Source organism: Streptomyces echinatus (assembly GCF_014203595.1).
Lineage (GTDB): Bacteria > Actinomycetota > Actinomycetes > Streptomycetales > Streptomycetaceae > Streptomyces > Streptomyces echinatus.
The window spans coordinates 250445-275360 of record NZ_JACHJK010000001.1 but is presented as its reverse complement, the minus strand read 5'-3'; the positions used below and the strand labels follow the sequence as shown (position 1 = coordinate 275360).

The following is a 24916-nucleotide window of genomic DNA, read 5'->3' as shown; positions in this document are numbered from 1 at the left end:
GAGGTCAGTCCTCGGGTGTGCCCGCCGCAGCGAAGGCCCCCCGGGCCATCCGGTGCAGCAGGGTCGCCGTGGTGCCCCGGCCGGGCAGGGTGCCCGCGCGGCCCAGGTGGGGCGTGGAGTTCAGCAGCCCGAACACCGAGTGGACGGCCGAGCGGGCGGCCGGCTCGGTCAGCGCCGGGTGGGCCTCACGGACCACCTCCACCCACAGCTCCACGTACTGCCGCTGGAGCTGCCGCACCAGCTTGCGGTCGCTGTCGCGCAGGCGGTCCAGCTCCCGGTCGTGCAGGGTGATCAGGGGGCGGTCGTCGAGCGCGAAGTCGATGTGGCCCTCGATGAGCGAGTCCAGGACCTCCGAGGCGCCGGTCCGCCCGTCGGCCTCCGCCAGGCGGCGCCTGGCCCCCGTCAGCAGCTGCCCGCTGATGCCCACCAGCAGCTCGGCGAGCATCGCGTCCTTGCCCGGGAAGTGCCGGTACAGACCGGGTCCGCTGATGCCGACCGCGGCGCCTATCTCGTCCACGCCGACGCCGTGGAAACCGCGCTCGGCGAAGAGCCGCGCGGCCTCCTTCAGGATCTGCTCGCGGCGGGTCGGGGCATCGGTTCTGCTGACCATACGGCCAATTCTAGACAGCGCGGTTAGCGCTCGTTAACCTGGACGCAATGGTTAACGCTCATTAACAGGTTCGACCACCGGGTGAGGGGACCGCAGGATGCAGGAGGCACCGGAGCTTCGGAGCGCGGCAGATCCCGCGTCGGAGGGCTGGCGGGCCAATGAACAGGCCCATCTCGCGCTCGTGGAGGAGCTGCGCGCCAAACTGGCGGCGGCGGCCCTCGGCGGCGGTGAGAAGGCGCGCGCCCGGCACACGGCGCGCGGCAAACTGCTGCCCAGGGACAGGGTGGACACGCTGCTGGACCCGGGTTCGCCCTTCCTGGAGCTGGCCCCCCTGGCGGCCGACGGGATGTACGACGGACAGGCCCCGGCCGCCGGCGTGATCGCCGGGATCGGCCGGGTCAGCGGACGCGCGTGCGTGATCGTCGCGAACGACGCCACGGTCAAGGGCGGCACGTACTACCCGATGACGGTGAAGAAGCACCTGCGCGCCCAGGAGGTGGCCCTCGACAACCGGCTGCCGTGCGTCTACCTGGTCGACTCCGGCGGGGCCTTCCTGCCGATGCAGGACGAGGTCTTCCCCGACCGGGACCACTTCGGCCGGATCTTCTACAACCAGGCCCGGATGTCCGGCGCCGGCATCCCGCAGATCGCGGCCGTCCTCGGCTCCTGCACGGCCGGCGGGGCCTACGTCCCGGCGATGAGCGACGAGGCCGTGATCGTCCGCAACCAGGGCACGATCTTCCTCGGCGGTCCCCCGCTGGTGAAGGCCGCCACCGGCGAGGTCGTCACGGCGGAGGAGCTGGGCGGCGGCGAGGTGCATTCCCGGGTCTCCGGGGTCACCGACCACCTCGCCGAGGACGACGCGCACGCCCTGCGGATCGTGCGGAACATCGTCGCCACGCTCCCGGCCCGGCAGTCCCTCCCCTGGGAGGTCCTGCCCTCCGTCGAGCCGAAGGTCGATCCCTACGGCCTGTACGGCGCGGTCCCGGTCGACTCCCGCACCCCCTACGACGTGCGCGAGATCATCGCGCGCGTGGTGGACGGCTCCCGGTTCGCCGAGTTCAAGAGCGAGTTCGGGCAGACCCTGATCACCGGCTTCGCCCGGATCCACGGCCACCCGGTGGGGATCGTCGCCAACAACGGCATCCTGTTCGCCGAGTCCGCCCAGAAGGGCGCCCACTTCATCGAGCTGTGCGACCAGCGCGGCATCCCGCTGGTGTTCCTGCAGAACATCTCGGGCTTCATGGTGGGCAAGGACTACGAGGCGGGCGGCATCGCCAAGCACGGCGCCAAGATGGTGACGGCGGTGGCCTGCACCCGCGTGCCGAAACTGACGGTCGTGGTCGGCGGTTCGTACGGCGCGGGCAACTACTCGATGTGCGGCCGGGCCTACTCCCCCCGCTTCCTGTGGATGTGGCCCAACGCCAAGATCTCCGTCATGGGCGGCGAGCAGGCCGCCAGCGTCCTCGCGACCGTCAAGCGGGACCAGCTGGAAGCGCGCGGCGAGGACTGGCCGGCCGACGCCGAAGAGGGCTTCAAGGCGCCGATCCGGCAGCAGTACGAGCGCCAGGGCAACGCCTACTACGCCACCGCCCGGCTCTGGGACGACGGCGTCATCGACCCGCTGGAGACCCGTCAGGTGCTGGGCCTCGCCCTGACGGCCTGCGCCAACGCGCCGCTGGGAGAACCCCAGTTCGGCGTCTTCCGGATGTGAGGAGGGGAACCGTGTTCGACACAGTGCTGGTGGCCAACCGGGGCGAGATCGCCGTCCGCGTGATCCGTACGCTCCGCTCGCTGGGCGTGCGCTCGGTGGCGGTCTTCTCCGACGCCGACGCCGACGCGCGGCACGTCCGGGAGGCCGACACGGCGGTACGGATCGGTCCGGCGTCCGCCGCCGAGAGCTATCTGTCGGTGGAGCGGCTGCTGGAGGCCGCCGCCCGCACCGGCGCCCAGGCCGTCCACCCCGGGTACGGCTTCCTCGCCGAGAACGCGGGCTTCGCGCGCGCCTGCGAGGAGGCGGGGCTGGTCTTCATCGGCCCGCCGGCGGACGCCATCGCCCTCATGGGCGACAAGATCCGGGCCAAGGAGACCGTGCGGAAGGCCGGGGTGCCGGTCGTGCCGGGTTCGAGCGGCAGCGGGCTGTCGGACGCCGACCTCGCCGCGTCCGCGCGGGACATCGGGGTACCGGTGCTGCTGAAGCCGTCCGCGGGCGGCGGCGGCAAGGGCATGCGGCTGGTGCGGGACGTCTCCGTCCTGGAGGAGGAGATCGCCGCCGCCCGTCGCGAGGCCCGCGCCTCCTTCGGCGACGACACCCTGCTGGTGGAGCGGTGGGTCGACCGGCCCCGGCACATCGAGATCCAGGTGCTGGCCGACGGCCACGGGAACGTGGTCCACCTCGGCGAGCGCGAGTGCTCGCTGCAGCGGCGCCACCAGAAGATCATCGAGGAGGCGCCGAGCGTGCTCCTCGACGAGGAGACCCGGGCCGCGATGGGCGAGGCGGCCGTGCAGGCGGCCCGCAGCTGCGGGTACCGGGGCGCGGGCACGGTGGAGTTCATCGTGCCGGGCAACGACCCCTCGCAGTACTACTTCATGGAGATGAACACCCGCCTCCAGGTGGAGCACCCGGTCACGGAACTGATCACGGGGCTCGACCTGGTCGAGTGGCAGCTGCGGGTGGCGGCCGGGGAGCGGCTGGGCTTCACGCAGGAGGACGTGACGCTGACCGGGCACGCCGTGGAGGCCCGGATCTGCGCGGAGGACCCCGCGCGCGGCTTCCTGCCCTCCGGCGGCACCGTGCTGCTGCTGGACGAGCCCCAGGGCGACGGCGTCCGCACCGACTCCGGGCTCAGCGAGGGCACCGAGGTGGGCAGCCTGTACGACCCGATGCTGTCCAAGGTGATCGCCTACGGCCCCGACCGCGCGACGGCGCTGCGCAGGCTGCGGGCGGCCCTGGCGGAGACGGTCACGCTGGGCGTGCAGACCAACGCGGGCTTCCTGCGCCGGCTGCTGGCCCACCCGGCCGTGGTGCGGGGCGATCTGGACACCGGCCTGGTCGAGCGGGTCGTGGACGACCTGGTCGGCACGGACGTGCCGGAGGAGGTCTACGAGGCGGCGGCGGCCGTCCGGGCGCAGGCGCTCCGGCCCCGCGCGGACGGCTGGGTCGACCCGTTCTCGGTGCCCAGCGGCTGGCGCCTCGGCGGCACCCCGAAGCCGCCCGTCTTCCACCTGCGCGTGCAGGACCCGGTGGCGTACACCCCGCGGGGCACCGCGACCGTCACCGACGCCACGGTCGGCGTCACCCTCGACGGCGTCCGCCACACCTTCCACCGGGCCGGTGACTGGATCGGCCGGGACGGCGACGCCTGGCAGGTGCGGGACCACGACCCGGTGGCCGCGTCCCTCAGCGGTGCCGCGCACGCGGGTGCCGACTCTCTCACCGCGCCCATGCCCGGCACGGTCACCGTGGTCAAGGTGGCCGTCGGGGACGAGGTGAGCGCCGGGCAGAGCCTGCTGGTGGTCGAGGCGATGAAGATGGAGCACGTCATCTCCGCCCCGCACGCCGGCACGGTCGCCGAGCTGGACGTCACCCCGGGCAGCACGGTCGCCATGGACCAGGTGCTGGCCGTCATCGCGCCGCACGAGGAGGTGGCTCCGTGACCGCCGAGGGACTGCCCATGGTCGTACCGGCCCAGGATCTGCCCGCGCGGGTGCGGATCCACGAGGTCGGCGCGCGCGACGGGCTGCAGAACGAGAAGTCGGCCGTACCGACGCAGATCAAGGCGGAGTTCATCCGCCGACTGGCCGGGGCGGGCCTGACGACGATCGAGGCGACGAGCTTCGTGCACCCGAAGTGGGTGCCGCAGCTCGCCGACGCGGAGGAGCTGTTCCCGCTCGTCAGCGGCCTGGGGGCCGCCCTTCCGGTGCTGGTGCCGAACCAGCGCGGACTGGACCGGGCGCTGGCCCTCGGCGCCGACCGCGTCGCGGTGTTCGCCAGCGCCACCGAGTCCTTCGCCCGGGCCAACCTCAACCGCACGGTGGACGAGTCGCTCGCGGTGTTCGAGCCGGTGGTACGGCACGCGAAGGACGAGGGCGCGCACGTGCGCGGCTATGTGTCGATGTGCTTCGGCGACCCGTGGGAGGGCGCGGTGCCGCTGCACCAGGTGGCCCGCGTCTGCACGGCCCTGCGGGACATGGGGTGCGACGAGCTGAGCCTCGGCGACACGATCGGCGTGGCCACCCCCGGCCATGTGCTCGAACTGCTCTCGCTGCTCAACGAGGAGGGCGTGCCGACGAACGAGATCGGCGTGCACTTCCACGACACCTACGGACAGGCGCTCGCCAACACCCTGGCGGCCCTCCAGCACGGTGTGACCACGGTGGACGCCTCCGCGGGCGGCCTCGGCGGCTGCCCGTACGCCAAGTCCGCCACCGGCAACCTCGCCACCGAAGACCTCGTATGGATGCTGCACGGCCTCGGCATCGAGACAGGGGTCGATCTCGGCCGTCTGACCGCCACCAGCGTGTGGATGGCCGCCCATCTGGACCGGCCCAGCCCGTCCCGTACCGTCCGCGCTCTCTCCCACAAGGACCAGTGATCAGCATGGACCACCGTCTCAGCCCCGAGCTGGAGGAACTCCGCCGTACGGTGGAGGAGTTCGCGCACGACGTCGTGGCGCCGAAGATCGGCGACTTCTACGAGCGGCACGAGTTCCCGTACGAGATCGTCCGCGAGATGGGCCGCATGGGTCTGTTCGGGCTGCCGTTCCCGGAGGAGTACGGCGGGATGGGCGGCGACTACCTGGCGCTCGCCATCGCCCTGGAGGAGCTGGCCCGGGTGGACTCCTCGGTGGCCATCACCCTGGAGGCGGGCGTCTCGCTGGGCGCCATGCCGATCCACCTCTTCGGTACGGAGGAGCAGAAGCGCGAGTGGCTCCCCCGGCTCTGCGCGGGCGAGATCCTGGGCGCCTTCGGCCTGACCGAGCCGGACGGCGGCTCGGACGCCGGGGCGACCCGCACCACGGCCCGCCTGGACCCGGACACGGACGAGTGGGTGATCAACGGTTCGAAGTGCTTCATCACCAACTCGGGCACGGACATCACGGGTCTGGTCACGGTCACCGCGGTCACCGGGCGCAAGCCGGACGGCCGTCCGGAGATCTCGGCGATCATCGTCCCGTCCGGCACGCCGGGCTTCACGGTCGCGGCGCCGTACTCCAAGGTCGGCTGGAACGCCTCGGACACCCGTGAACTCTCCTTCCAGGACGTGCGGGTACCCGCCGGCAACCTGCTCGGCGAGCAGGGCCGCGGCTACGCCCAGTTCCTGCGGATCCTGGACGAGGGCCGCATCGCCATCGCGGCGCTCGCGACGGGCCTGGCCCAGGGCTGTGTGGACGAGTCGGTGAAGTACGCCAAGGAGCGCCACGCGTTCGGCCGTCCGATCGGCACCAATCAGGCCATCCAGTTCAAGATCGCCGACATGGAGATGAAGGCCTACACGGCCCGGCTGGCCTGGCGCGACGCGGCGTCCCGTCTGGTGGCGGGCGAGCCGTTCAAGAAGGAGGCGGCGCTGGCCAAGCTGTACTCCTCCACGGTCGCCGTCGACAACGCCCGTGAGGCCACGCAGATCCACGGCGGCTACGGCTTCATGAACGAGTACCCGGTGGCCCGCATGTGGCGCGACTCCAAGATCCTGGAGATCGGCGAGGGCACGAGCGAGGTCCAGCGCATGCTGATCGCGCGGGAACTGGGCCTGGTGGGCTGAGAGCGACGCAGGACGGCCCGGTCGCCCGCGGGGGCGGTCCGGGCCGTCGGCGTGTCCGGGGTCTCACCGGCCCACGGGCCGCGCGGGCACCGGCGTCACTTGCGCCGCGTGAAGCGGACGCCGAGGCCGCAGGGGTCGTCGGCGTCGGCGGTGGCGCACAGGGTCTTGCCGTCCTCGACCACGCTCAGGGTGATCGTGCAGGGGCCCTCGGCCTCGTCGTCGAAGGTGAACCCGATCTGGGAACCCGACGTGGCCCTGGCCGACGTCCCGTAGAGACCGTCGCCCTGATCGGCGAAGAACGCCCAGGTCCCGGTCGCCTTCTGCCCCGGGCACCGCTGTTCGGAGAGCTTCTTCGAGTCGAGTCCGGACGACGTGAAGGAGCGGTCGGCGGCGAAGGACATCTCCTCGCCGTCGGCCGCCGTCCAGGTGCCGACGATGCGGTCGGCCGGGACGGTCGACCTCTTCTCGGCGCCACAGGCGGCGACCAGCAGCAGGGGCAGCAGCAGGACAGCGGTCCAGCGCGCCGGACGTGGTGGGGCCTTGAACACGGTTTCATCCTAGGGACGGAAACGACAGGCCGTGGGGCCGGGGCCGCGAGCGGACGCCCGGCCCCACGGTCTTCTAGCTGACGGACGCGGCTACTGGAGCCAGTCCGAATAGTTCACACAGGTGTTGACCGGCCACTTCTCCTCCCAGGAGAAGTCCTCGTGCACATGGGCACCGAAGGTGTCCTTGAACGCGGGGTTCCACGACCGCGGGATGACGTGGGTCGCCGAGCGCCAGTCGGATTCGTTGTAGGCGGTGAACTGGAGGGTGACCGAGCCTTCCTTCTTGTTGATCGTCTTGATCTTCGCGGTGCCGGACCAGGTGCCCAGGAAGGCGTCCGCCTCGTTGGGCGTGCCCAGCCTTCCGCCGCTGAAGATCCCGAGCATGTCGTTGGCGAAGCCGCGCAGCGAGTTGGCGTGCCAGATCGAGCTGCCCGGGTCCGGTCCCTTGTCCTGGTACTGGATGTCGACTTCCTTGGCGAAGACACCCTTGCTGCCCTCACGGGCCTGCCCCACCATGCGGGACCGCCAGCCGGAGACCGTGTCGTCCTTGGCCAGGATCGCCGTGAACGCGTCGCCGCCGCGGAAGTCCTGGTGGTCGCTCAGCGGGTAGCCGCCGCCCCACAGCCAGCCGAGAAACAGGGAGCGCGAGGACTCCCACTGGTTGGCGGCCTTCGGGTCCGAGACGATGCCCCAGTCCGGGATCCCGGCGAACAGGTCGACGGACTTGCCGACGGGGTTGAACGGGGTGTCCCAGGACTTGGTGATGAAGTTGTACGTCGCCCCGGGACGCCAGGTCTCGCCCATGGCGGTCCAGCCGCTGGGGTTGGTCGGGGCCGTACCACCACCGCCGCCCAGCGAGCCGGCCACGGTGATCGCGGCGCCCACCGCGCCGATGACACCGCCGACGGCGCCGCCGATCACGGCACCGATCAGCCCCAGCAGGGCACCGAGACCGTCCGAGGTGCCGGCCGGGTCGGAGTTGGTCACCGGGCTGTTGCTGGCGTACGCGTACCCGTTCAGGGTCTGCGGGCGCTCCGGCTCCAGCAGCGGGTCGACGCTGAGGAACCGGCCGATGGCCGGGTCGTACTGCCGGGCGCCGAGCTGGGTGAGACCGGTGGTCTGGTCGGCGGGCTTGCCGAGGAAACCCTTGTCGTCGGGCCAGCTGCCGGACGCCGTGCCGCGCGGGGCGCCGAAGGGCGCCGTGTAGCGCTTGACGAAGGCCAGCGTGTCCGAGGCGATCGCCAGGCTCGACGTGCCGTGGTTGTCACCGGCGAGGAAGCACAGCTTCGTGCCGGTCTGTCCCGCGGTCGAGGTGCGGACGCCGATGATCGTGTCGCCCGCCTTGTAGCTGCGGGCACCGGACAGCGCCTTGGTGGCGCCGTTGCCGCTGACCTTGAGCCGGACCTCGGTGGTCCCGAGGTAGAGCACGGTCTCGCCGTCGGTCGTGGTGGGCCGCCGGATGAGCAGCTGTCCACTGGCGTCGTAGAGGTATCCGGTGCCGGTGGCGGGCTTGCCGCCGGCCGCGGGCTCGCCGGCGGTGGCCAGGTTCCCCTCGCTGTTCCAGACCAGGCTCTGGGTGGCCTGGGTGCCGGGCCGGGTCTCGGTGTTGCCGGTGCTGTCGTAGGTGTACGACACGGTCTTCGAACCGCTCACCGTCGAGGACAGGGCGTGCGGCTGGCCCTTGGCCGTGCCGTACTTGTAGTCGGTCGTGACGTCACCGGAGGCGCTGTGCTCGACCTGCTGGGAGCGCAGGCCGGAGTCGTTGTACTGGTAGCTCGTCCAGTACGGCGCGGCTCCGCCGAGGTTGGCCGTGGTGCGGCCGGCGGCGGCGCAGTCGGCCGTCTTCGGCGTCCATGCCTCGCTCAGCCGGCGATGGCCGTCGTAGGCGAAGCACTGGTAGTCCGCCTTGCCGGTGCCGCCCAGCGTGGTGCCGTCGAAGACCGAGGTGATGTTGCCGGCGTCGTCCTGGCCGTACTTCAGCTCCTGGAGCATGTAGCCGTGGACGTCGTCGGTGACGTACGACCGGGTCAGGCGGCGGGTGCCGGCCTCGTAGTCGTTGTTGAGGTAGACCTTCTTCGCGCTGGTCGGGTCGGTGGCGAGCGTCAGCTGGCGCGCGTCGCCGAGCGGCGAGTAGGCGACCGACTGGAGGTAGCCCGTGGTGCCCTTCGCGGTCTGCACCTGGCCGAGGGCGTCGTAGGTGTAGGACACCGTCTCGGCGGGCAGCCCGGCCACGGCGGGCGCGGCGGCCTGCTTCACCGTGCCGTCGAGGTTGTAGCCGGTGGAGAAGGACAGCGTGCTGGACACGCCCGCGGCGACCAGCGGGTCCCCGGCGGGCAGGACGAGCTTGTTGCCGGTGACCTTGTAGAGAGCGTCGTACGAGGTGACCTGCTGGGTGTAGGCCTTGCCGGCCACCCCGCCCTCGTAGCGGACGGCCGTGTCCTGCTGGCCCTTGGCGAGCTGGTCGAAGGTCCACGCCGCCAGCTTGTTGGCGTCGGTCTTGGACGTCTGCCACATACCGGACTTGCGGCCGAGGACGTCGTACTCGAACAGCAGCACCTTCTTGCCGCCGTCCGTGGTGGACTTGATCGCCTGGTCCAGGTCGTCGTAGTCGGTGACGGTGTCACCCTTGTCGGGGTCGGTGACGGTCACCTGGCGGCCGAACAGGTCGTACGTGTACGACCAGGCGGACTTGTCGTGTGCGGTGATCGACTTCTGCCGGTCCGCCCCGTCGTACCCGTAGCGGGTGGTCATGTAGTCGGTGCCGGTCGGCTGGGATCCGGCGTACTCACGGCGTTCGACGGTGTCGCCGAGCGCGTTGGTGACGACCGCGTTGGCCGAGCCGCCCGCCGGGGCGCTGGTGAGGACCGTGTCACCCTGGTAGGTGGTGTCGACCGACCACTTGGCGACGCCGTAGGTCTTCGTGGTCGCCCTGGTCGCCCGGCCCATGCCGTCGTAGACCGTGTCGGTCTGCTTGGGCGCCTGGCCGCCGTCTATCTGCACCAGCGTGCCGGACGGGGCGGCCTTGTCGTCCCAGATGTCGGACTGGGCGGTCACGGCCAGGCCGCGTCCGTCGTACAGGGTCTGGGCGATGACCCGGCCGCCCACGGCGGACGGGGCCTGCACCTGACGGGTGCGCAGCAGCGAGTCGAAGATCTCGTAGGTGGTGTTGTAACCGGAGCCGTCGCCCTTGAGCGAGGCACTGGACACCCAGGGCAGCGAGGTCGAATTGACGCTGTAGGCGTAGACGTAGTTGGCGGACTTGTTCAGGGCACGGAGGCGGTTGGGCAGCCACACGCTGGTGACCCGGCCCAGGCTGTCGTACTCCGTCTCGGTGACCTTGCCGTTGGCGTCGGTGACCTTCAGGTCGGCGCCGGTGGCGAAGTCCTTCACAGTGACCGTCTGGAACTTCTTGGCGTTGCCGATGGTGGTCCTGGTCAGCGGGCCGCCGGCCGGCGGATCGTAGGCCGTCGTCGAGGTGACGACGTCGTCGGCGTTCTTCACCAGGGTGGGCCGGCCGAGCGTGTCGTACTCGGTGACGGCCGTCTGCTGCCACTGCGGCTGGTCGTCGCTTCCGTACCCCTGGGCGCGGCCGGCCCAGCGGCCGTCGCCCTTGGTGGGCTTCTGCGTGGCCGACCAGGTGAGGGTGTCGTACGCGGTGGCCTTGTCGGACACCACGTCACCGGGACGGGTGTGATCGGCGGGCAGGTCCAGCGCCGAGTCGGCGACGGAGCAGGCCCTGGACACGATCCGGGTCCGCGACACCAGTGAGGTCAGGCCCAGGGCGTCGTTGCGGGCGTACCAGGTGCGGGTGCACTTCTCGTCGCCGGTCACGGCGTCGTCGCCGCGGTCCTCCACCGTGACGGGCATGCCGTGGTCGTCGAACGTGTTGGCCGTGGTGCGGGTGCGGTCGTACGGCGTCAGGCCGCTGGTGATCGCCGTGCGGGCGTGCGAGGCGCCGACCCGCAGGTAGTACGCCTCGGTGTCGGCGTACGACTTGTGCTGGGTCGCCGTGCGCTGGGACCAGGGGTCGTTGACGGTGCCGGACACCTCCTTGTCACCGTCGTAGGCGACGGTCTCCCGGGTGAAGCCGGCGTACTGGTCGGAGTCGGTGATCTCGGCGGCCTTCACACCGGTGACCGTGACGGTCTTGCGCTTGTCCGGGTCCACGGTCTTGCCGTCGGAGCCGAGCACGCGGTCGCCGTCCATGCCCCGCAGGTACACCGAGACCGTCTTGCTCTGGGTGCCTCCGGACGGGCCGGTGAGGTGGGTGACCCGGGCGAAACCGCGCCACTGGGACCAGGTGCGCTCCTTGGCGGGGGTCAGCGGGTCGTCGTTGTAGTGCCAGGCGCCGCCGCCGGAGTACTGGTAGGTGTGCTGCACGGCCTCGGAGCCGCCGAGCGGGTCCGTGGTGCGCACCGCGCTGACGGGGTACTTCTGGAACCAGTCGAGGACCGGGGTCTGCTCGCCGTTGGGCGACCAGTAGACCGGGTAGCAGCGCTTGGTGTTCTCGTCGGGCTGCGGCATGGTCTGCCCGGCCACGCAGTCGGCCGGCATGTAGTCGACGATCGTCTGCGCGCCGGTCTCGGACACGACCGTCTTCAACCGGGGCCGCTCGAAGGACAGGATGTCGTCGCTCGGGCTGTCCACCCGGTTGGGCAGGAAGACGTGCGAGAACTTGACCGGGTCGAGGGCGATGTCGGTGCCGTGCTTGCCGGTGTGCCTGATCTCGTCCAGCCACAGCGACTGGTCGGTGGAGTCACCGGTGTCGCCCGGGTCCAGGTAGAGCTGCTTGAGCTCCCAGCTGTCCACGGGCGCGAAGGCGGGGGTGGCCGCCGCCGCGTCCCAGGCGTAGGTGCTGACGCCGGTGAGCCGCTTGCGGGTGAAGAACGTCGGGCTGTCCAGGTACGGGCACTTGTCGCCGTCCTTGCAGATCCGGTCGAACGGCACGTCGGGCCAGTTGTCCCGGGTGTCCTCGGTCAGCGAGTCACAGCCCGTGCCGGAGGCGACGCAGCGCTCGGCGTAGGTGAGGACGACCTTGTGCGACGCGGCCGGGGTGGCGGAGAACAGGGCGCCGGCGCGCTGGCCGTAGCGGATCTCCTTCAGGTAGCCGCCACGGGTGTACTGGGTGCCGGTGTTGTCGTCGCCCAGCTTGTCGTAGTTGTTGGTCTCGTCCTCGTACCAGTACGACATGGCGTTGCCGTGGGTGTCCTCGACGTAGTCGAGGTTCCAGCGCCAGGCCTGCTTCTTGTCGCGGCCCGAGAACGAGGTGCCGTCGGAGTAGCCCGGTTCGCCCTCGTCGTCACCGAACACCGGGACGGTCCACACCGACTTGGTGCGGTCGTCGGTGCCCGCGCCGTCGAGCTTGTTCAGTCCGAAGACGTATGTGGTGCCGTCGCCGGTGACGACGGTCCAGTACTCGCCGTCGTCGTCGCCGTTGGACGCGCCGGTGGAGTGCGTGACCTTCGAGGCGTCGTCGTTCTTCAGCCGCCACTCGCCGGTCGTGTCGTCCTTGACCAGCTCGGTGGCCTTGCCGTTCAGCACCAGCGAGGCGTTGTCGTACTTCCAGCACAGGTCGTACTTGCCGTCCTGGCCGTCGTCGTCGCAGGAGCCGTACTTGCGCTCGACGAACGACGAGGTGATGTCGAAGCCCTCGCCGACCTGGGTGCCCTGGTTGTTGGTGGTGGCGGTACGGCCGTCCACGCTGCCCGAGTCGTAGGAGACCTCCAGCTGCGGGGCCGGGCCGGCGGCGGCCTGAGGCGCCTTGAGCGGGTAGCTCCAGGTGAAGGTGCCGGAGCTGTTGCCGGCCTCCCAGGTGGAGGAAGCGGACAGCGGTGTCGCCTTGTAGTCACCATCGGCGGAGGCGCTGCCGGCGGCCACGGCCAGCATCATCGTCTGCCCGGCGGCTCCGACGGCCGGCGCGGACCTGGTGGCCCCCGCGGCGGTCTTCGCGGAGGACTTCGCGGTGGTGGCCGCGGCGGACTTCGCGGTGGTGGCCGCGCCGAACGTCAGGTCCGCGGTGACGCGTTCCCTGTCACGGGAGTTGACGGTGCGGACCGGCGTCGCGGAGTGGCACTTGCCCGTCTTGGCCGCGGCCGGTTCGGCGGCGCAGTCGGGCAGGCGGAGCACCGAGAGCCGGCCGGCCCAGTCACCGCCGTAGGCGGAGGCGAAGTCCGCGTAGTCGATGCCGAGCCTGGCCCGGCCACCGCCCTGGGGGCCGGTCACCTTGAGCACGACGCCCTTGACGCCGAGGGCCCTGGTGGCCTTCTGGTCCAGCACCTCGACGGAGACGGAGGCGGCGCGCCGCGTACCGCGGCCGGCGGGCGGGGCGTGCGTCACGGGCAGTCCGCCGGCCTCGGCGCTCGCGGCGCCGGAGGCGGGCATGGTCAGCCGCGTGGCGCCGTGGACGGGCCAGGAGGTCCCGCGCGCCCGGTCCTTGCCGGCGCGGGCGGCGGCCGTGCGGTCCGCCTCGGCGGCGGCCTTCACCGTCGCCGCGGACCTGGCGTCGTTCCTGGCCTTGAACCGCACCACGTTCTGGGCGTGCGGCGCCGACAGTTCGGGCCGGCCCAGTGGATCGCGGTCGGCGGCGAGTGCGGCGGCGGGCGCGAGCAGACCGGGCAGCATGCCCAGGCTGACGATCGCGCTGACGCGGCGCAGCCAGGGCACCCGGGCCGGGCCGGTGCGATCCGGTGCGGGCCGCACCGGTGGTCGATATGGCATGGAATCCTCTGTCTGGAAAGGTCACATAGGGTGCGCACGGGGCCCCGGCGCGACGGTGCGCGCGGGGCTCGCGCAGGTTGTGGAGCGCGCTCTTCGGCGCGCGGAGGTGTCCGGCCGGCCCGGGCGGAGGTCTTCCGTCCGGGCCGGCCGGTGGTGGGTCAGCCTTCGAGGACCTGCGAGCGGATCTGGTCGGCGGTCATCGCGCCGGTCCACACGCGCAGGGTCTCCAGGGCGCCGGGCAGGTAGTGCCCGGTGGAGCCGCCCTGGCTGCCGCGGCCCACGGAGAGGGAGCCGGAGCCGTACTGCGGGGCGGTGAAGCCGGCCGCGCCCTCGGAGGGCTGGTCGAACTCGCCGACGTACAGGTGGAGCTTGCCGTAGCGGGTCTCCGTCTTGGCGGCGTCGGCCGGGTCGGTCCACTCCCAGGCTTCCTGGGCGTCGTAGACGCCGGTGACCTGGACCCAGGTGTCGGTCTCGGCGACGTCGCCGGCGGGCACCTCGGCGCTCTGGGTGACCTTCCCGTCGCTGCCGACGGCGGTGCGGGTGAACTTCCACTGGTAGACGTCGGCGGCGGGCTTGGTCACCCACAGCGCCCACGAGGACTCACCCGCGCTCGCCTGTTGCGCGGCGACCTGGGCCTGGTAGCCGACCGGCTTGTCGGCCAGCCCTGCGGAGTCGAGCCTGGCCCGGGCGGAGACGGTAAAGGAACCGCTCTCGTCCACGACCGGACCGGTCATGGACGCGTAACCGGCGGTGCCGTCCAGGACCAGGGCGTTGTTCTCGCCGTCCAGGGTGGCGCCGGATCCCGACAGCGTCATGCTCGCGACGCCGTACGAGGAGATCTCCTTCACCTGGGTCCCCGTGGAGGCGCCCGCGTCCCAGGCGGCCACCAGCTCGTTGGCGGGGACGCCGTTCTCCAGCAGCTGTGCCTGCTGGGCGATCTCGTCCGGGGTCAGCACCCGCTGCCAGACGCTGACCTCGTCGATGCGGCCGCGGAAGTACTCGCCCCACGTGCCGCCGACCAGCGAACGGCCGATCTGGAGACCGGCGGTGGAGGCCCACGGCTGGTAGGCGGTCGACAGGGTGTTGAGCACCACGGGCTTGCCCTGCGGGCGGCCGTTGACGTACAGCTGGACGGTGTCGTTGGTCTTGTCGGTGTCGTTCTTGGTGTCGAAGACCGCGGACAGGTGCGTCCACACCTTCAGCGGCGGGTTGGTGGCGTCACCGAGCGAGCGCAGGTAGACGGGGCTGTCCTTGACGTCACCGGCCGTCCGGTTGAACACCCACTTCTTGTAGCTCGCCGAGTAGTACAGGGTGAACGCGGATCCGTAGGTGCCCGGAGCCGTCAGCACGACCCGGTTCACCGAGGCGTCCGTGAGGTAGACCCAGCTGGAGACGGTGAAGGAGTCCTTGGTGTTCACCGGCGGGGCGGCGGTGGCCGCGTAGCCCTGCTGCTTGGCCGGGTCGGTGCTGTCCAGCCACAGGGAGGAGTCGGCGTCGCCGCGCCGGGCCAGCGAGGACCAGCCGGCACCGGCGGTGTAGAGGGTGGCGTCGTGCCGGGTGCCCTCGGTCGCGGAGTCCTTGGCGAGGGTCGCGGTGGAGCCGGACACGGCGTCGTCGAAGTGCCAGACACCGGTCGGCCCGGCCGCCGGGGCGACCTTGAAGCTGAACTCGGCGGGGGTGCCCCAGCGCTCGCGGACGTCCTTGGCCTCCACCGACAGCACCTGGGTGCCGGACAGCGACGGTGTCACGTCCTTGGCGGTGTACGACGCCCCGGTGACCACCTTGGCGTCCTTGGCCGACGAGGTCAGCAGCCGCCAGCGGTAGCCGGTGATGTCCTTGTCCGCCGCGTTGGGCTTGAAGGTGAAGCTGCCCGGGACGCCCGGACCGCCCTTGCCCTCGCACAGGTTGGCCGTGCACTCGGTGTACGGGGTGCCCGTGGTGATGACCGGGGCCTTCGGCGCGGTCGAGTCGATCTTGAAGTAGCACCAGGCGGAGTACGACGAGAACAGATCACCGGACTTGCCGCTGTAGGACCAGTGCGACTGGGTGCGTGAACGGAGCCGGTACAGGCCGCCGTCCGCACGGTTGGAGGTGCGCAGCTTCTCCAGGGTCTCGTCGGGGTCCCAGCCGCTGTCCGGACGGTAGCCCGTCCACACCTGGTGCCAGGCGGCGTCGTCCCCGCGCTCCACGACGAACTCCGCCTGCAGCGAGCCCTCCTCGTCGCCCAGGTGGGCCTCGACCTGGGTCTGCACCCGGGCCTGGACCATGGGGTCGACCCGCGTGACGATCAGCGGGTCGGAGGATGACGTCTTGCAGTACGCGGTGGTGCCGTCGCCCGGGATCACCCCGACGCTGGTGGGCACGCCCGGCTTGAAGGCGTAGTTCACCTTGAGTTCGGCGTTGTCGTCGAACCGCTTCCACGCCTCGGGGTCGGACTCGTCCTTGGCCCGCAGCATCAGCGTCAGCCGCGAGATCTTGCCGTCGGCGAAACTGCGCACCGTGGAGGCGAGGTTCTCGTCGGCCTCGTCGGGGTTGTCGTTGAACTCGATCCACTCGTCGGGCTGGTCCGGGCTGCACTGCGTGCCCCGGCCCGCCGAGACGAGCCGGTCGCCCATCTGGTCCAGCTGCGCGGGCCCGGGCCACCGGGTGCCCTCGGAGATGTTGTCCGTGCGCTCCAGGTCGACCCACTTGGGCGTGCAGCTGAAGGACCACGTCTCGTGGGCGCGGAAGGTGGCGTCCAGGATGTACTTGCCGGCCAGCTTCGAGGGCGAGAACTCGAAGTATATGCGGTTGGTGTAGTTGCTGCCGCAGTAGTACGGGCCCGAGACGCTGCACCGGCCGACGCCGTAGTCACCGTCGAACTGCCAGAACTTGTCGCCGTCCGAGGACAGCACGGTCCGCTCCGAGACCCCCAGACCGACCGAGGGGTCGATCCGCACGGGGTACACGGTGTCGTCGCCGCGCAGCAGTTCCAGGTCGGGCTTGACGCTGACCGAGTCACCGCTGACGTGCACCGGCATCACCGCGCTGGTGTCGCCGGCGCTCGGCTGGGTGCCTTCCTCGACCGGGTCGGGCACTTCCCCCGCGGCGGCGGGGGCGGCCGTCGCGGAGTTCGTGCCGCCCGCTGCGGCCACGCCGACGCGCGCCAGCTGGGTGTGTGCGCCGCCCGTGGCGTCACCGGCCTGGCCCGCGGAGTCCCACATCTGTCCGGCGGGGCCCTTGAACACGGTGTTGCCGTCCGCGTCGACCGCCCGCAGACCACCACCGGCTCCCGGAGTCAGTTCCAGGTCGGTCGTCGAGGCGGACAACCGGATCTGCTCCAGCGCGGGGTTGGCGGCAGCCTGGGCGGACTTCACGACGAGCACCTCGCGGTAGCCCTCCGCCGTGGCCGTCAGCTCCAGGTCGACCCCGTCCAGCACCTCCGGGTACACGGCCTTGGCGCCCTCGAGGCGCGGATCGGGCAGCTTGCCCGGCCAGTTCAGCCGCAGCGAGCCCCGCTCGTTGCCCAAACGAACCATTTGGGTGTGGCCGCCCCCGGAGAAGGACAGATCCACCACGGCGGACCTCGGCCCCACGGTGCCGTCCGGTCGCCGCACCAGCGTGGTGTCCACCGGGTCCCAGGAACCGTCGTCGTCGTGCACCCGCTGCGGCACCGCGGACTGAGTCAGCGTGAACGTGCCGTCCGGGTTCGCCATCGTGGTCGAGTACTCGGTCCGGTCGCCGGTGACCTCGACCTGCTTGCCGGTGGCGGCCGCGCGCCCGGCGGCGGTGGCGTGGTCGATTCCGGCCACCTGTGTGCGGCTCGGATTGCCGGCGAGCGTCGCGGCGGTCGCCGTGAACGGCGCCAGGGACGCGAGCAGGGCCATCGAAGTGACGCCCGTCGTCAGGGCGTACACACCTCGGTTCCGTCTTCGGCGCGCCGTTCCTTCACCTATGTGCAACCGCATTGGCGCTTCTCTCCCGCATTCTCATCTGATCTTCATAAGGGCCGGGACATTCAACACCGCCGCGATCACGGGAACAAGGGGGTCGATCACAGTCGCAACCGGCCTGAGGGGCGGGAATTCCGGCTCCGCACGGCCACTGGACATCAACTGAGGTTAGGCTAACCTGACTGCTGAACTTGTCCGGCGGGCGCTTCGCCCCGTTCGAAAGCAGTCATACCCATGTCCCAAGCCCGTGCCACCCACCCCACTCGTCGCGGCCTGCTCGTCGCGGGCGGCGCCCTCGGACTCGGTGCCGCGCTCGCCGCCTGCGGGGACGGCAAGGGCAAGGACAGCGACACCGGTACGGCCGCCAAGAACGGCAAGTCCGGCCCCTGGTCCTTCAAGGACGACCGCGGCACGGCCGTGAAGCTGGACAAGGTCCCCGCGAACATCGTCGCGTTCACCGGTGTCGGCGCCGCGCTGTACGACTACGGCATCCAGGTCAAGGGCGTCTTCGGCCCGACGAAGACCACCGCAGGCAAGCCCGACGTCCAGGCCGGCGACATGGACGTCAGCAAGCTGACGGTCCTCGGCAACACCTGGGGCCAGTTCAGCATCGAGAAGTACGCCTCCCTCGCGCCGGACGTGCTCATCACGACGATGTTCGACGACGCCGGCTCCCTCTGGTACGTCCCCGAGGAGTCGAAGAAGAAGATCGCCCAACTGGCCCCCAGCGTCGGCATCTCCGTCTACGACCGCCCGCTCACCGAGCCGCTGCAGCGCATGTGGAGCCTCGCCGAGTCGCTCGGCGCGGACATGAAGGCCGCCAAGGTCACCGATGCCAAGAAGCGCTTCGAGGACGCCGCCGCCCGGCTGCGCGCCGCCGCCAAGGCCAAGCCCGGCATCAAGGTGATGGCCGGCAGCGCCAGCGACCAGCTGTTCTACGTCTCCGGCAGCAACCTCTCCATCGACCTGGAGTACTTCAAGTCCCTCGGCGTGAACGTCGTCGAGCCGCCGGAGAGCGCCAAGAAGCAGGGCGGCGGCTGGTACGAGTCGCTCAGCTGGGAGAACGTCGACAAGTACCAGGCCGACATCATCATGATGGACGACCGCACCTCGGCCATCCAGCCGGCCGACATCACCAAGGCGACCTGGAAGAAGCTGCCCGCCGTCAAGGCCGGCCAGGTCATCGGCCGCTCCCCCGAGCCGATCCTCTCCTACGACAAGTGCGTACCGCTGCTCACCAGCCTGGCCGAGGCCCTGGAGAAGGCCAAGAAGGTCGGCTAGGCACAGCCGCCCCGCCTCCCCACATCTGAAGACCTGACGTACATCAGGAGCCCCCATGACAACGGCCGTAGCCGCCCCGTTCCGTTTCTTCTCCCTCCAGGTCGTACGGACGAGGCGGCTCGGGCCGTCCCTGGTCCGGGTCACGTTCGCCGGCGCCGATCTGCACGCCTTCCACTCCGACGGGCGGGACCAGTCGCTCTCGCTGTTTCTTCCGCACCCCGGCCAGCCCGAGCCGGTCGTCCCGCTGGAGCTGGGCGACGGCTGGTGGCAGGGCTGGCGTGAACTGCCGGACGGCATACGGGCGGTGATGCGTTCGTACACCCTGCGGGCCCTGCGCAGGGACGCCCTGGGCCACACGGCCGAGATCGACATCGACTTCGCCCTGCACGGCGTCGCGTCCGGCGCCGCCCCTGCCGGTCCGGCCTCCCGCTGGGCCTCGCGCGCCACCGCCGGCGACCGGGTCCTGCTGCTCGGACCGGCCCTCGCCGACAACCGGGCGATCCGCTTCCGTCCGCCCGAGGGCACCGGTCTCGTCGTCCTGTGCGGTGACGAGACGGCCGTACCGGCCGCGACCGCGATCCTCGAATCCCTCCCCGCCGGCACCCGGGTCCGGGCCTGGCTGGAAGTGCCGCACGCCGGTGACATCCAGGACGTGTCCACGGAGGCGGACGCGGAGATCACCTGGCTCGTACGGCACGACGGCTCCCCCATGGCCGTCGACGCCGTACGGGCCGCCCGGCTGCCGGACGCCGAGCGGCCGTATGTGTGGATCGCCGGCGAGTCCGGTCAGGTCAAGGCGCTGCGGCGGCACTTCGTCACAGAACGCGCGGTGGACCGGCGGCGCGTCACGTTCGTCGGCTACTGGCGCCAGGGGATGACGGAGGAGCAGCTCCGCGCCGCGGAGTAACCACCCCCCTGAGGTGACCCCGGTCACGGGAGAGGCATGACCTGGAACAAAGAACTTAGGTTAGGCTAACCTAAGTTGATCCGCCACGGACTGTCCCCTCGGAGGACCCCCACATGCGCTCGCACCTGCTCAATGGCCTCACCGCGGAGCACTACCGCCGCTCCGTGACCGAAGGAGTCGAGCGGGTGGCGGCCAAACTCGCCACCATCGACCGTCCGTTCACCGGCGTCACCGTGGACGCCCTCTCCCCCCGTGTCGACGAGATCGACCTCGACCGTCCGCTGGGCGACACCTCCGCCGCCCTGGACGAACTGGAGGACGTCTACCTGCGGGACGCGGTCTACTTCCACCACCCCCGCTACCTCGCCCACCTCAACTGCCCGGTCGTCATCCCGGCGGTGCTCGGCGAGGCCGTGCTCTCGGCGGTCAACTCCTCGCTGGACACCTGGGACCAGTCCGCGGGCGGCACCCTCATCGAGCGCAAGCTCATCGACTGGACGGCCGCCCGCATCGGCCTCGGCCCCGCCGCCGACGGCGTCTTCACCTCCGGCGGCACCCAGTCCAACCTCCAGGCGCTCCTCCTCGCCCGGGAGGAGGCCAAGAGCGGCGACCTCGCCGGCCTGCGCATCTTCGCCTCCGAGGTCAGCCACTTCAGCGTGCAGAAATCCGCGAAGCTGCTCGGCCTCGGACCGGACGCCGTCGTCGCGATCCCCGTCGGCCAGGACAAGCGCATGCAGACGCTCGCCCTCGCCCACGAGCTGGAGCGCTGCGCGAAGGACGGCCTGGTCCCCATGGCCGTCGTCGCCACCGCCGGCAGCACCGACTTCGGCTCCATCGACCCGCTGCCCGAGATCGCCGAGCTGTGCGCCCGGCACGACGTGTGGATGCACGTGGACGCGGCCTACGGCTGCGGGCTGCTCGCCTCGCTGAAGTACCGGGACCGCATCGACGGCATCGAGCGCGCCGACTCCGTCACGGTCGACTACCACAAGTCCTTCTTCCAGCCGGTCAGTTCCTCCGCCCTGCTGGTCCGGGACGAGGCCACCCTGCGGCACGCCACCTACCACGCCGAGTACCTCAACCCGCGCCGCATGGTGCAGGAACGTATTCCCAACCAGGTGGACAAGTCCCTCCAGACCACCCGCCGCTTCGACGCCCTCAAGCTCTGGCTCACCCTGCGCACGATGGGCGCCGACGGCATCGGACAGCTCTTCGACGAGGTCTGCGACCTGGCCCGGGAGGGCTGGGAGCTGCTGGCCGGCGACCCCCGCTACCACGTCGTCGTCGAACCCGGCCTGTCCACCCTCGTCTTCCGCTACATCCCCACGGCCGTCACCGACCCGGCCGAGATCGACCGTGCCAACCTCTACGCCCGCAAGGCCCTGTTCGCCTCCGGCGACGCCGTGGTCGCGGGCACCAAGGTGGCCGGCCGCCAGTACCTGAAGTTCACCCTGCTCAACCCCGAGACCACGACGGCCGACATCGCCACCGTCCTCGACCTGATCGCCGGCCATGCCGAGCAGTACCTGGGAGTGTCCCTTGACCGCGCGTCCTGAAAGCCCGAGCAAGACCTACGACTTCGTGGGCATCGGGCTCGGCCCCTTCAACCTCGGCCTCGCCTGCCTCACCGAGCCGATCACCGAACTGGACGGCGTCTTCCTGGAGTCAAAGCCGGACTTCGAGTGGCACGCCGGCATGTTCCTGGACGGCGCCCACCTCCAGACCCCGTTCATGTCGGACCTGGTCACCCTGGCCGACCCGACCTCGCCGTACTCCTTCCTGAACTACCTGAAGGAGAAGGGAAGACTGTACTCGTTCTACATCCGCGAGAACTTCTACCCGCTGCGCGTCGAGTACGACGACTACTGCCGCTGGGCGGCCGGCCGGCTGAGCAGTGTCCGCTTCGGCACCACGGTCACCGAGGTGACGTACGAGGACGAGCTGTACGTCGTACGCACCGGGGCCGGGGACACCTACCGGGCACGCCACCTGGTCCTCGGCACGGGCACGGTCCCCTACGTCCCGCCGGCCTGCCAGGGCCTGGACGGGGACTTCCTGCACAACTCCCAGTACATGCACCGCAAGGCGGAGCTGCAGAAGAAGAAGTCCATCACGATCGTCGGCAGCGGCCAGAGCGCCGCCGAGATCTACCACGAGCTGCTCGCCGAGACGGACGTCCACGGCTACCGGCTCGACTGGGTCACCCGCTCCCCGCGGTTCTTCCCGCTGGAGTACACCAAGCTGACCCTGGAGATGACGTCCCCGGACTACATCGACTACTTCAGGGCGCTGCCCGAGGAGACCCGCTACCGGCTGGAGAAGCAACAGAAGGGCCTGTTCAAGGGCATCAACGCGGATCTGATCGACTCGATCTTCGACCTGCTGTACCAGAAGGACGTGGAGAGCGGCGACCGCCCGGTCCCCACCCGGCTGCTCACCAACTCCACGCTGCGCACGGCGGAGTACGGCGACGGCATGTACACCCTCGGCTTCCACCAGGACGAGCAGGACAAGGACTTCGAGATCCGCACCGAGGGCCTGGTCCTGGCCACCGGCTACCACTACACGCCGCCCGCCTTCCTCGCCCCGCTCCGGGACCGGCTCCGCTTCGACGGCCACGGCCGCTTCGACGTCGCCCGCAACTACACCGTCGACGTCACCGGCCGTGGCGTCTTCCTCCAGAACGCCGGCGTCCACACCCACAGCATCACCAGCCCGGACCTGGGCATGGGCGCGTACCGCAACTCGTACATCATCCGCGAGCTGCTCGGCACCGAGTACTACCCGGTCGAGAAGACCATCGCGTTCCAGGAGTTCGCCGTATGACTTTCACCTTCCGTACCGTCGACCCGCTGAAGGACGGCGAGCTCCTGCACTCCTGGGTCACCCATCCCAAGGCGGCCTTCTGGATGATGCAGGACGCGAGACCGGAGGACGTCGAGCGCGCCTACATGGAGATCGCGGCCGACGAGCACCACCACGCACTGCTCGGACTGCGCGACGGCGAACCCGCCTTCCTGATGGAGCAGTACGACCCCGCGCACCGGGAACTGGCCGGGCTGTACGAAGCGCGGCCCGGGGACGTCGGCATGCACTTCCTGACCCCGGCCACGGACAGCCCCGAGCACGGGTTCACCAAGGCCGTCATCACCGCCGTCATGGCCCGCCTCTTCGAGGATCCGGCCGTGGAGCGCGTCGTCGTCGAGCCGGACGTCCGCAACAAGGCCGTGCACGCCCTGAACGAGGCCGTCGGCTTCGTGGCCGAGCGGGAGATCGACAAGCCGGAGAAGCGGGCCCTGCTGAGTTTCTGCACCCGCGAGCGGTTCGAGAAGGCGGTGACCGCATGACCCTCGCCGACACCGTGGCCCATCTGTCCCCCGAGCGCTGGGCGGCCGCCAACCGGCTGCTGCTGCGCAAGGCCCTCGCCGAGTTCGCGCACGAGCGCCTGCTCACGCCCGAGGAGGACGGCGGCCGGTACGTCGTCCGCAGCGACGACGGACTGACCGCCTACCGGTTCTGCGCCGTACGCCGGACCCTGGACCACTGGCAGATCGACCCCGACTCCATCACCCGGCACCGCGACGGCGGCGAACTGCCGCTCGCCGCCCTGGACTTCTTCATCGAGCTGAAGGACTCCCTGGGCCTGAGCGACGAGATCCTGCCGGTCTACCTGGAGGAGATCTCCTCCACCCTCTCGGGCACCTGCTACAAGCTCACCAAGCCCCGCGTCACCTCCGCGGAGCTGGCGGAGAGCGGCTTCCAGGCGATCGAGACCGGGATGACCGAGGGCCACCCGTGCTTCGTCGCGAACAACGGGCGGCTCGGCTTCGGCGTCCACGAGTACCTGTCGTACGCCCCCGAGACGGCGAGCCCGGTCCGGCTGGTGTGGCTGGCCGCGCACCGCTCCCGGGCCGCGTTCACGGCGGGCGTGGGCATCGAGTACGAGTCCTTCCTGCGTGAGGAGCTGGGCGACCAGACGGTGGAGCGGTTCCGTGCCGTGCTCACCGGCGAGGGCCTGGACCCCGCCGACTACCTGTTCATCCCGGTCCACCCCTGGCAGTGGTGGAACAAGCTCAGCGTCACCTTCGCCGCCGAGGTGGCCCGGCGCCACCTCGTCTGCCTCGGCGAGGGCGACGACGAGTACCTGGCCCAGCAGTCCATCCGGACCTTCTTCAACACCAGCGCCCCGCACAAGCACTACGTGAAGACGGCCCTCTCCGTCATCAACATGGGCTTCATGCGCGGTCTGTCGGCCGCCTACATGGAGGCGACCCCGGCCATCAACGACTGGCTGGCCCAGCTCATCGAGAACGACCCGGTGCTGAAGGCGACCGGCCTCACGATCATCCGGGAGCGGGCCGCCGTGGGCTACCGGCACCTGGAGTACGAGCGGGCCACCGACCGGTACTCGCCGTACCGCAAGATGCTGGCCGCGCTGTGGCGGGAGAGCCCGGTGCCCTCGCTGCGGGACGGCGAGTCGCTCGCGACCATGGCCTCCCTGCTGCACGTGGACCACGAGGGCGCCTCCTTCGCCGGCGCGCTGATCGCCCGCTCGGGCCTGACGCCCACCGAGTGGCTGCGCGGCTATCTGCGGGCCTACTACACCCCGCTGCTGCACAGCTTCTACGCCTACGACCTGGTGTTCATGCCGCACGGCGAGAACGTGATCCTGGTGCTGGAGGACGGCGTGGTGCGGCGGGCGGTCTACAAGGACATCGCCGAGGAGATAGCCGTCATGGACCCGGACGCGGCCCTGCCGCCCGAGGTACGGCGGATCCGCGTCGACGTCCCCGAGGACACGAAGCTGCTGTCGATCTTCACCGACGTCTTCGACTGCTTCTTCCGCTTCCTCGCCGCCCACCTCGCCACCGAGGGAGTCCTGGAGGAGGACGGCTTCTGGCGCACGGTCGCCGAGGTCACCCGCGAGTACCAGGAGGCGAACCCGGAACTGGCCGACAGGTTCCGCCGGTACGACCTGTTCGCCCCCGAGTTCGCCCTGTCCTGCCTCAACCGGCTCCAGCTGCGCGACAACAGGCAGATGGTGGACCTCGCCGACCCGTCCGGCGCCCTCCAGCTGGTCGGCACCCTGCCGAACCCGCTCAGCGGCCGCTGAACCCCACCGGACGGACACCCCGGAGTACGGTCCCCGGGGTGTCCGCC

14 protein-coding genes are annotated in these 24916 nt (G+C 70.7%); 10 read left to right on the top strand and 4 right to left on the bottom strand.

Features of this window, described 5'->3' with window-relative positions; all coding sequences use genetic code 11:
• Positions 1 to 4: 4 nt before the first annotated feature.
• Positions 5 to 610: an SACE_7040 family transcriptional regulator gene (locus tag FHS34_RS01190; RefSeq protein ID WP_184958639.1), complete on the bottom strand. Its 606-nt coding sequence runs from the start codon at positions 608 to 610 to the stop codon at positions 5 to 7.
• A gap of 97 nt (positions 611 to 707) precedes the next feature.
• Here FHS34_RS01190 and FHS34_RS01185 point away from each other — a divergent pair, with 97 nt between their 5' ends.
• From FHS34_RS01185 to FHS34_RS01170, 4 genes are read left to right on the top strand one after another with little or no spacing between them, the layout of a single operon-like run.
• Complete coding sequence (locus FHS34_RS01185) at positions 708 to 2324, top strand: carboxyl transferase domain-containing protein (RefSeq protein ID WP_184958637.1); 1617 nt, start codon at positions 708 to 710, stop codon at positions 2322 to 2324.
• Positions 2325 to 2335: 11 nt separating this feature from the next.
• The gene (locus tag FHS34_RS01180; protein WP_184958634.1) at positions 2336 to 4267 is read left to right on the top strand and encodes an acetyl/propionyl/methylcrotonyl-CoA carboxylase subunit alpha; all 1932 of its coding nucleotides are present in this window, start codon (positions 2336 to 2338) and stop codon (positions 4265 to 4267) included.
• Positions 4264 to 5205 (top strand): hydroxymethylglutaryl-CoA lyase, encoded by a 942-nt coding sequence (locus FHS34_RS01175; RefSeq protein WP_184958632.1) that lies wholly within the window; start codon positions 4264 to 4266, stop codon positions 5203 to 5205. The genes FHS34_RS01180 and FHS34_RS01175 overlap by 4 nt, the downstream gene beginning before the upstream one ends.
• Positions 5206 to 5210: 5 nt before the next feature.
• Entirely contained in the window at positions 5211 to 6371 is a 1161-nt protein-coding gene (locus tag FHS34_RS01170; protein WP_184958629.1) for an acyl-CoA dehydrogenase family protein, read from the top strand.
• A gap of 95 nt (positions 6372 to 6466) precedes the next feature.
• On the opposite strand, the gene FHS34_RS01165 is transcribed toward FHS34_RS01170, so the two are convergent.
• The 3 genes from FHS34_RS01165 to FHS34_RS01155 all read right to left on the bottom strand — a co-directional run bounded on the left by FHS34_RS01165 (position 6467) and on the right by FHS34_RS01155 (position 17502).
• Positions 6467 to 6919, bottom strand: coding sequence for a hypothetical protein (locus FHS34_RS01165; protein ID WP_184958627.1), 453 nt, complete (start codon positions 6917 to 6919; stop codon positions 6467 to 6469).
• A 90-nt stretch (positions 6920 to 7009) separates the two neighbouring features.
• Entirely contained in the window at positions 7010 to 13636 is a 6627-nt protein-coding gene (locus FHS34_RS01160) for an RHS repeat-associated core domain-containing protein (protein WP_184958625.1), read from the bottom strand.
• A gap of 158 nt (positions 13637 to 13794) precedes the next feature.
• On the bottom strand, positions 13795 to 17502 hold the full coding sequence (locus FHS34_RS01155; protein ID WP_184961264.1) for a LamG domain-containing protein: 3708 nt from the start codon (positions 17500 to 17502) through the stop codon (positions 13795 to 13797).
• A gap of 300 nt (positions 17503 to 17802) precedes the next feature.
• On the opposite strand from FHS34_RS01155, the gene FHS34_RS01150 reads away from it, so the two are divergent.
• The 6 genes from FHS34_RS01150 to FHS34_RS01125 all read left to right on the top strand — a co-directional run bounded on the left by FHS34_RS01150 (position 17803) and on the right by FHS34_RS01125 (position 24869).
• Positions 17803 to 18849, top strand: coding sequence for an ABC transporter substrate-binding protein (locus FHS34_RS01150; protein ID WP_184958623.1), 1047 nt, complete (start codon positions 17803 to 17805; stop codon positions 18847 to 18849).
• A 55-nt stretch (positions 18850 to 18904) separates the two neighbouring features.
• A complete protein-coding gene (locus FHS34_RS01145; RefSeq protein WP_184958621.1) occupies positions 18905 to 19756 on the top strand; it encodes a siderophore-interacting protein in 852 nt (283 codons plus the stop codon).
• Positions 19757 to 19869: 113 nt separating this feature from the next.
• Positions 19870 to 21312, top strand: coding sequence for a lysine decarboxylase DesA (gene desA / locus FHS34_RS01140; protein WP_184958619.1), 1443 nt, complete (start codon positions 19870 to 19872; stop codon positions 21310 to 21312).
• Positions 21296 to 22582: a lysine N(6)-hydroxylase/L-ornithine N(5)-oxygenase family protein gene (locus FHS34_RS01135; protein ID WP_184958617.1), complete on the top strand. Its 1287-nt coding sequence runs from the start codon at positions 21296 to 21298 to the stop codon at positions 22580 to 22582. The genes desA and FHS34_RS01135 overlap by 17 nt, the downstream gene beginning before the upstream one ends.
• On the top strand, positions 22579 to 23103 hold the full coding sequence (locus FHS34_RS01130; protein ID WP_184958615.1) for a GNAT family N-acetyltransferase: 525 nt from the start codon (positions 22579 to 22581) through the stop codon (positions 23101 to 23103). The genes FHS34_RS01135 and FHS34_RS01130 overlap by 4 nt, the downstream gene beginning before the upstream one ends.
• The gene (locus FHS34_RS01125; protein ID WP_184958613.1) at positions 23100 to 24869 is read left to right on the top strand and encodes an IucA/IucC family protein; all 1770 of its coding nucleotides are present in this window, start codon (positions 23100 to 23102) and stop codon (positions 24867 to 24869) included. Before FHS34_RS01130 ends, FHS34_RS01125 begins: the two co-directional genes overlap by 4 nt.
• The last annotated feature ends 47 nt before the right edge of the window (positions 24870 to 24916 follow it).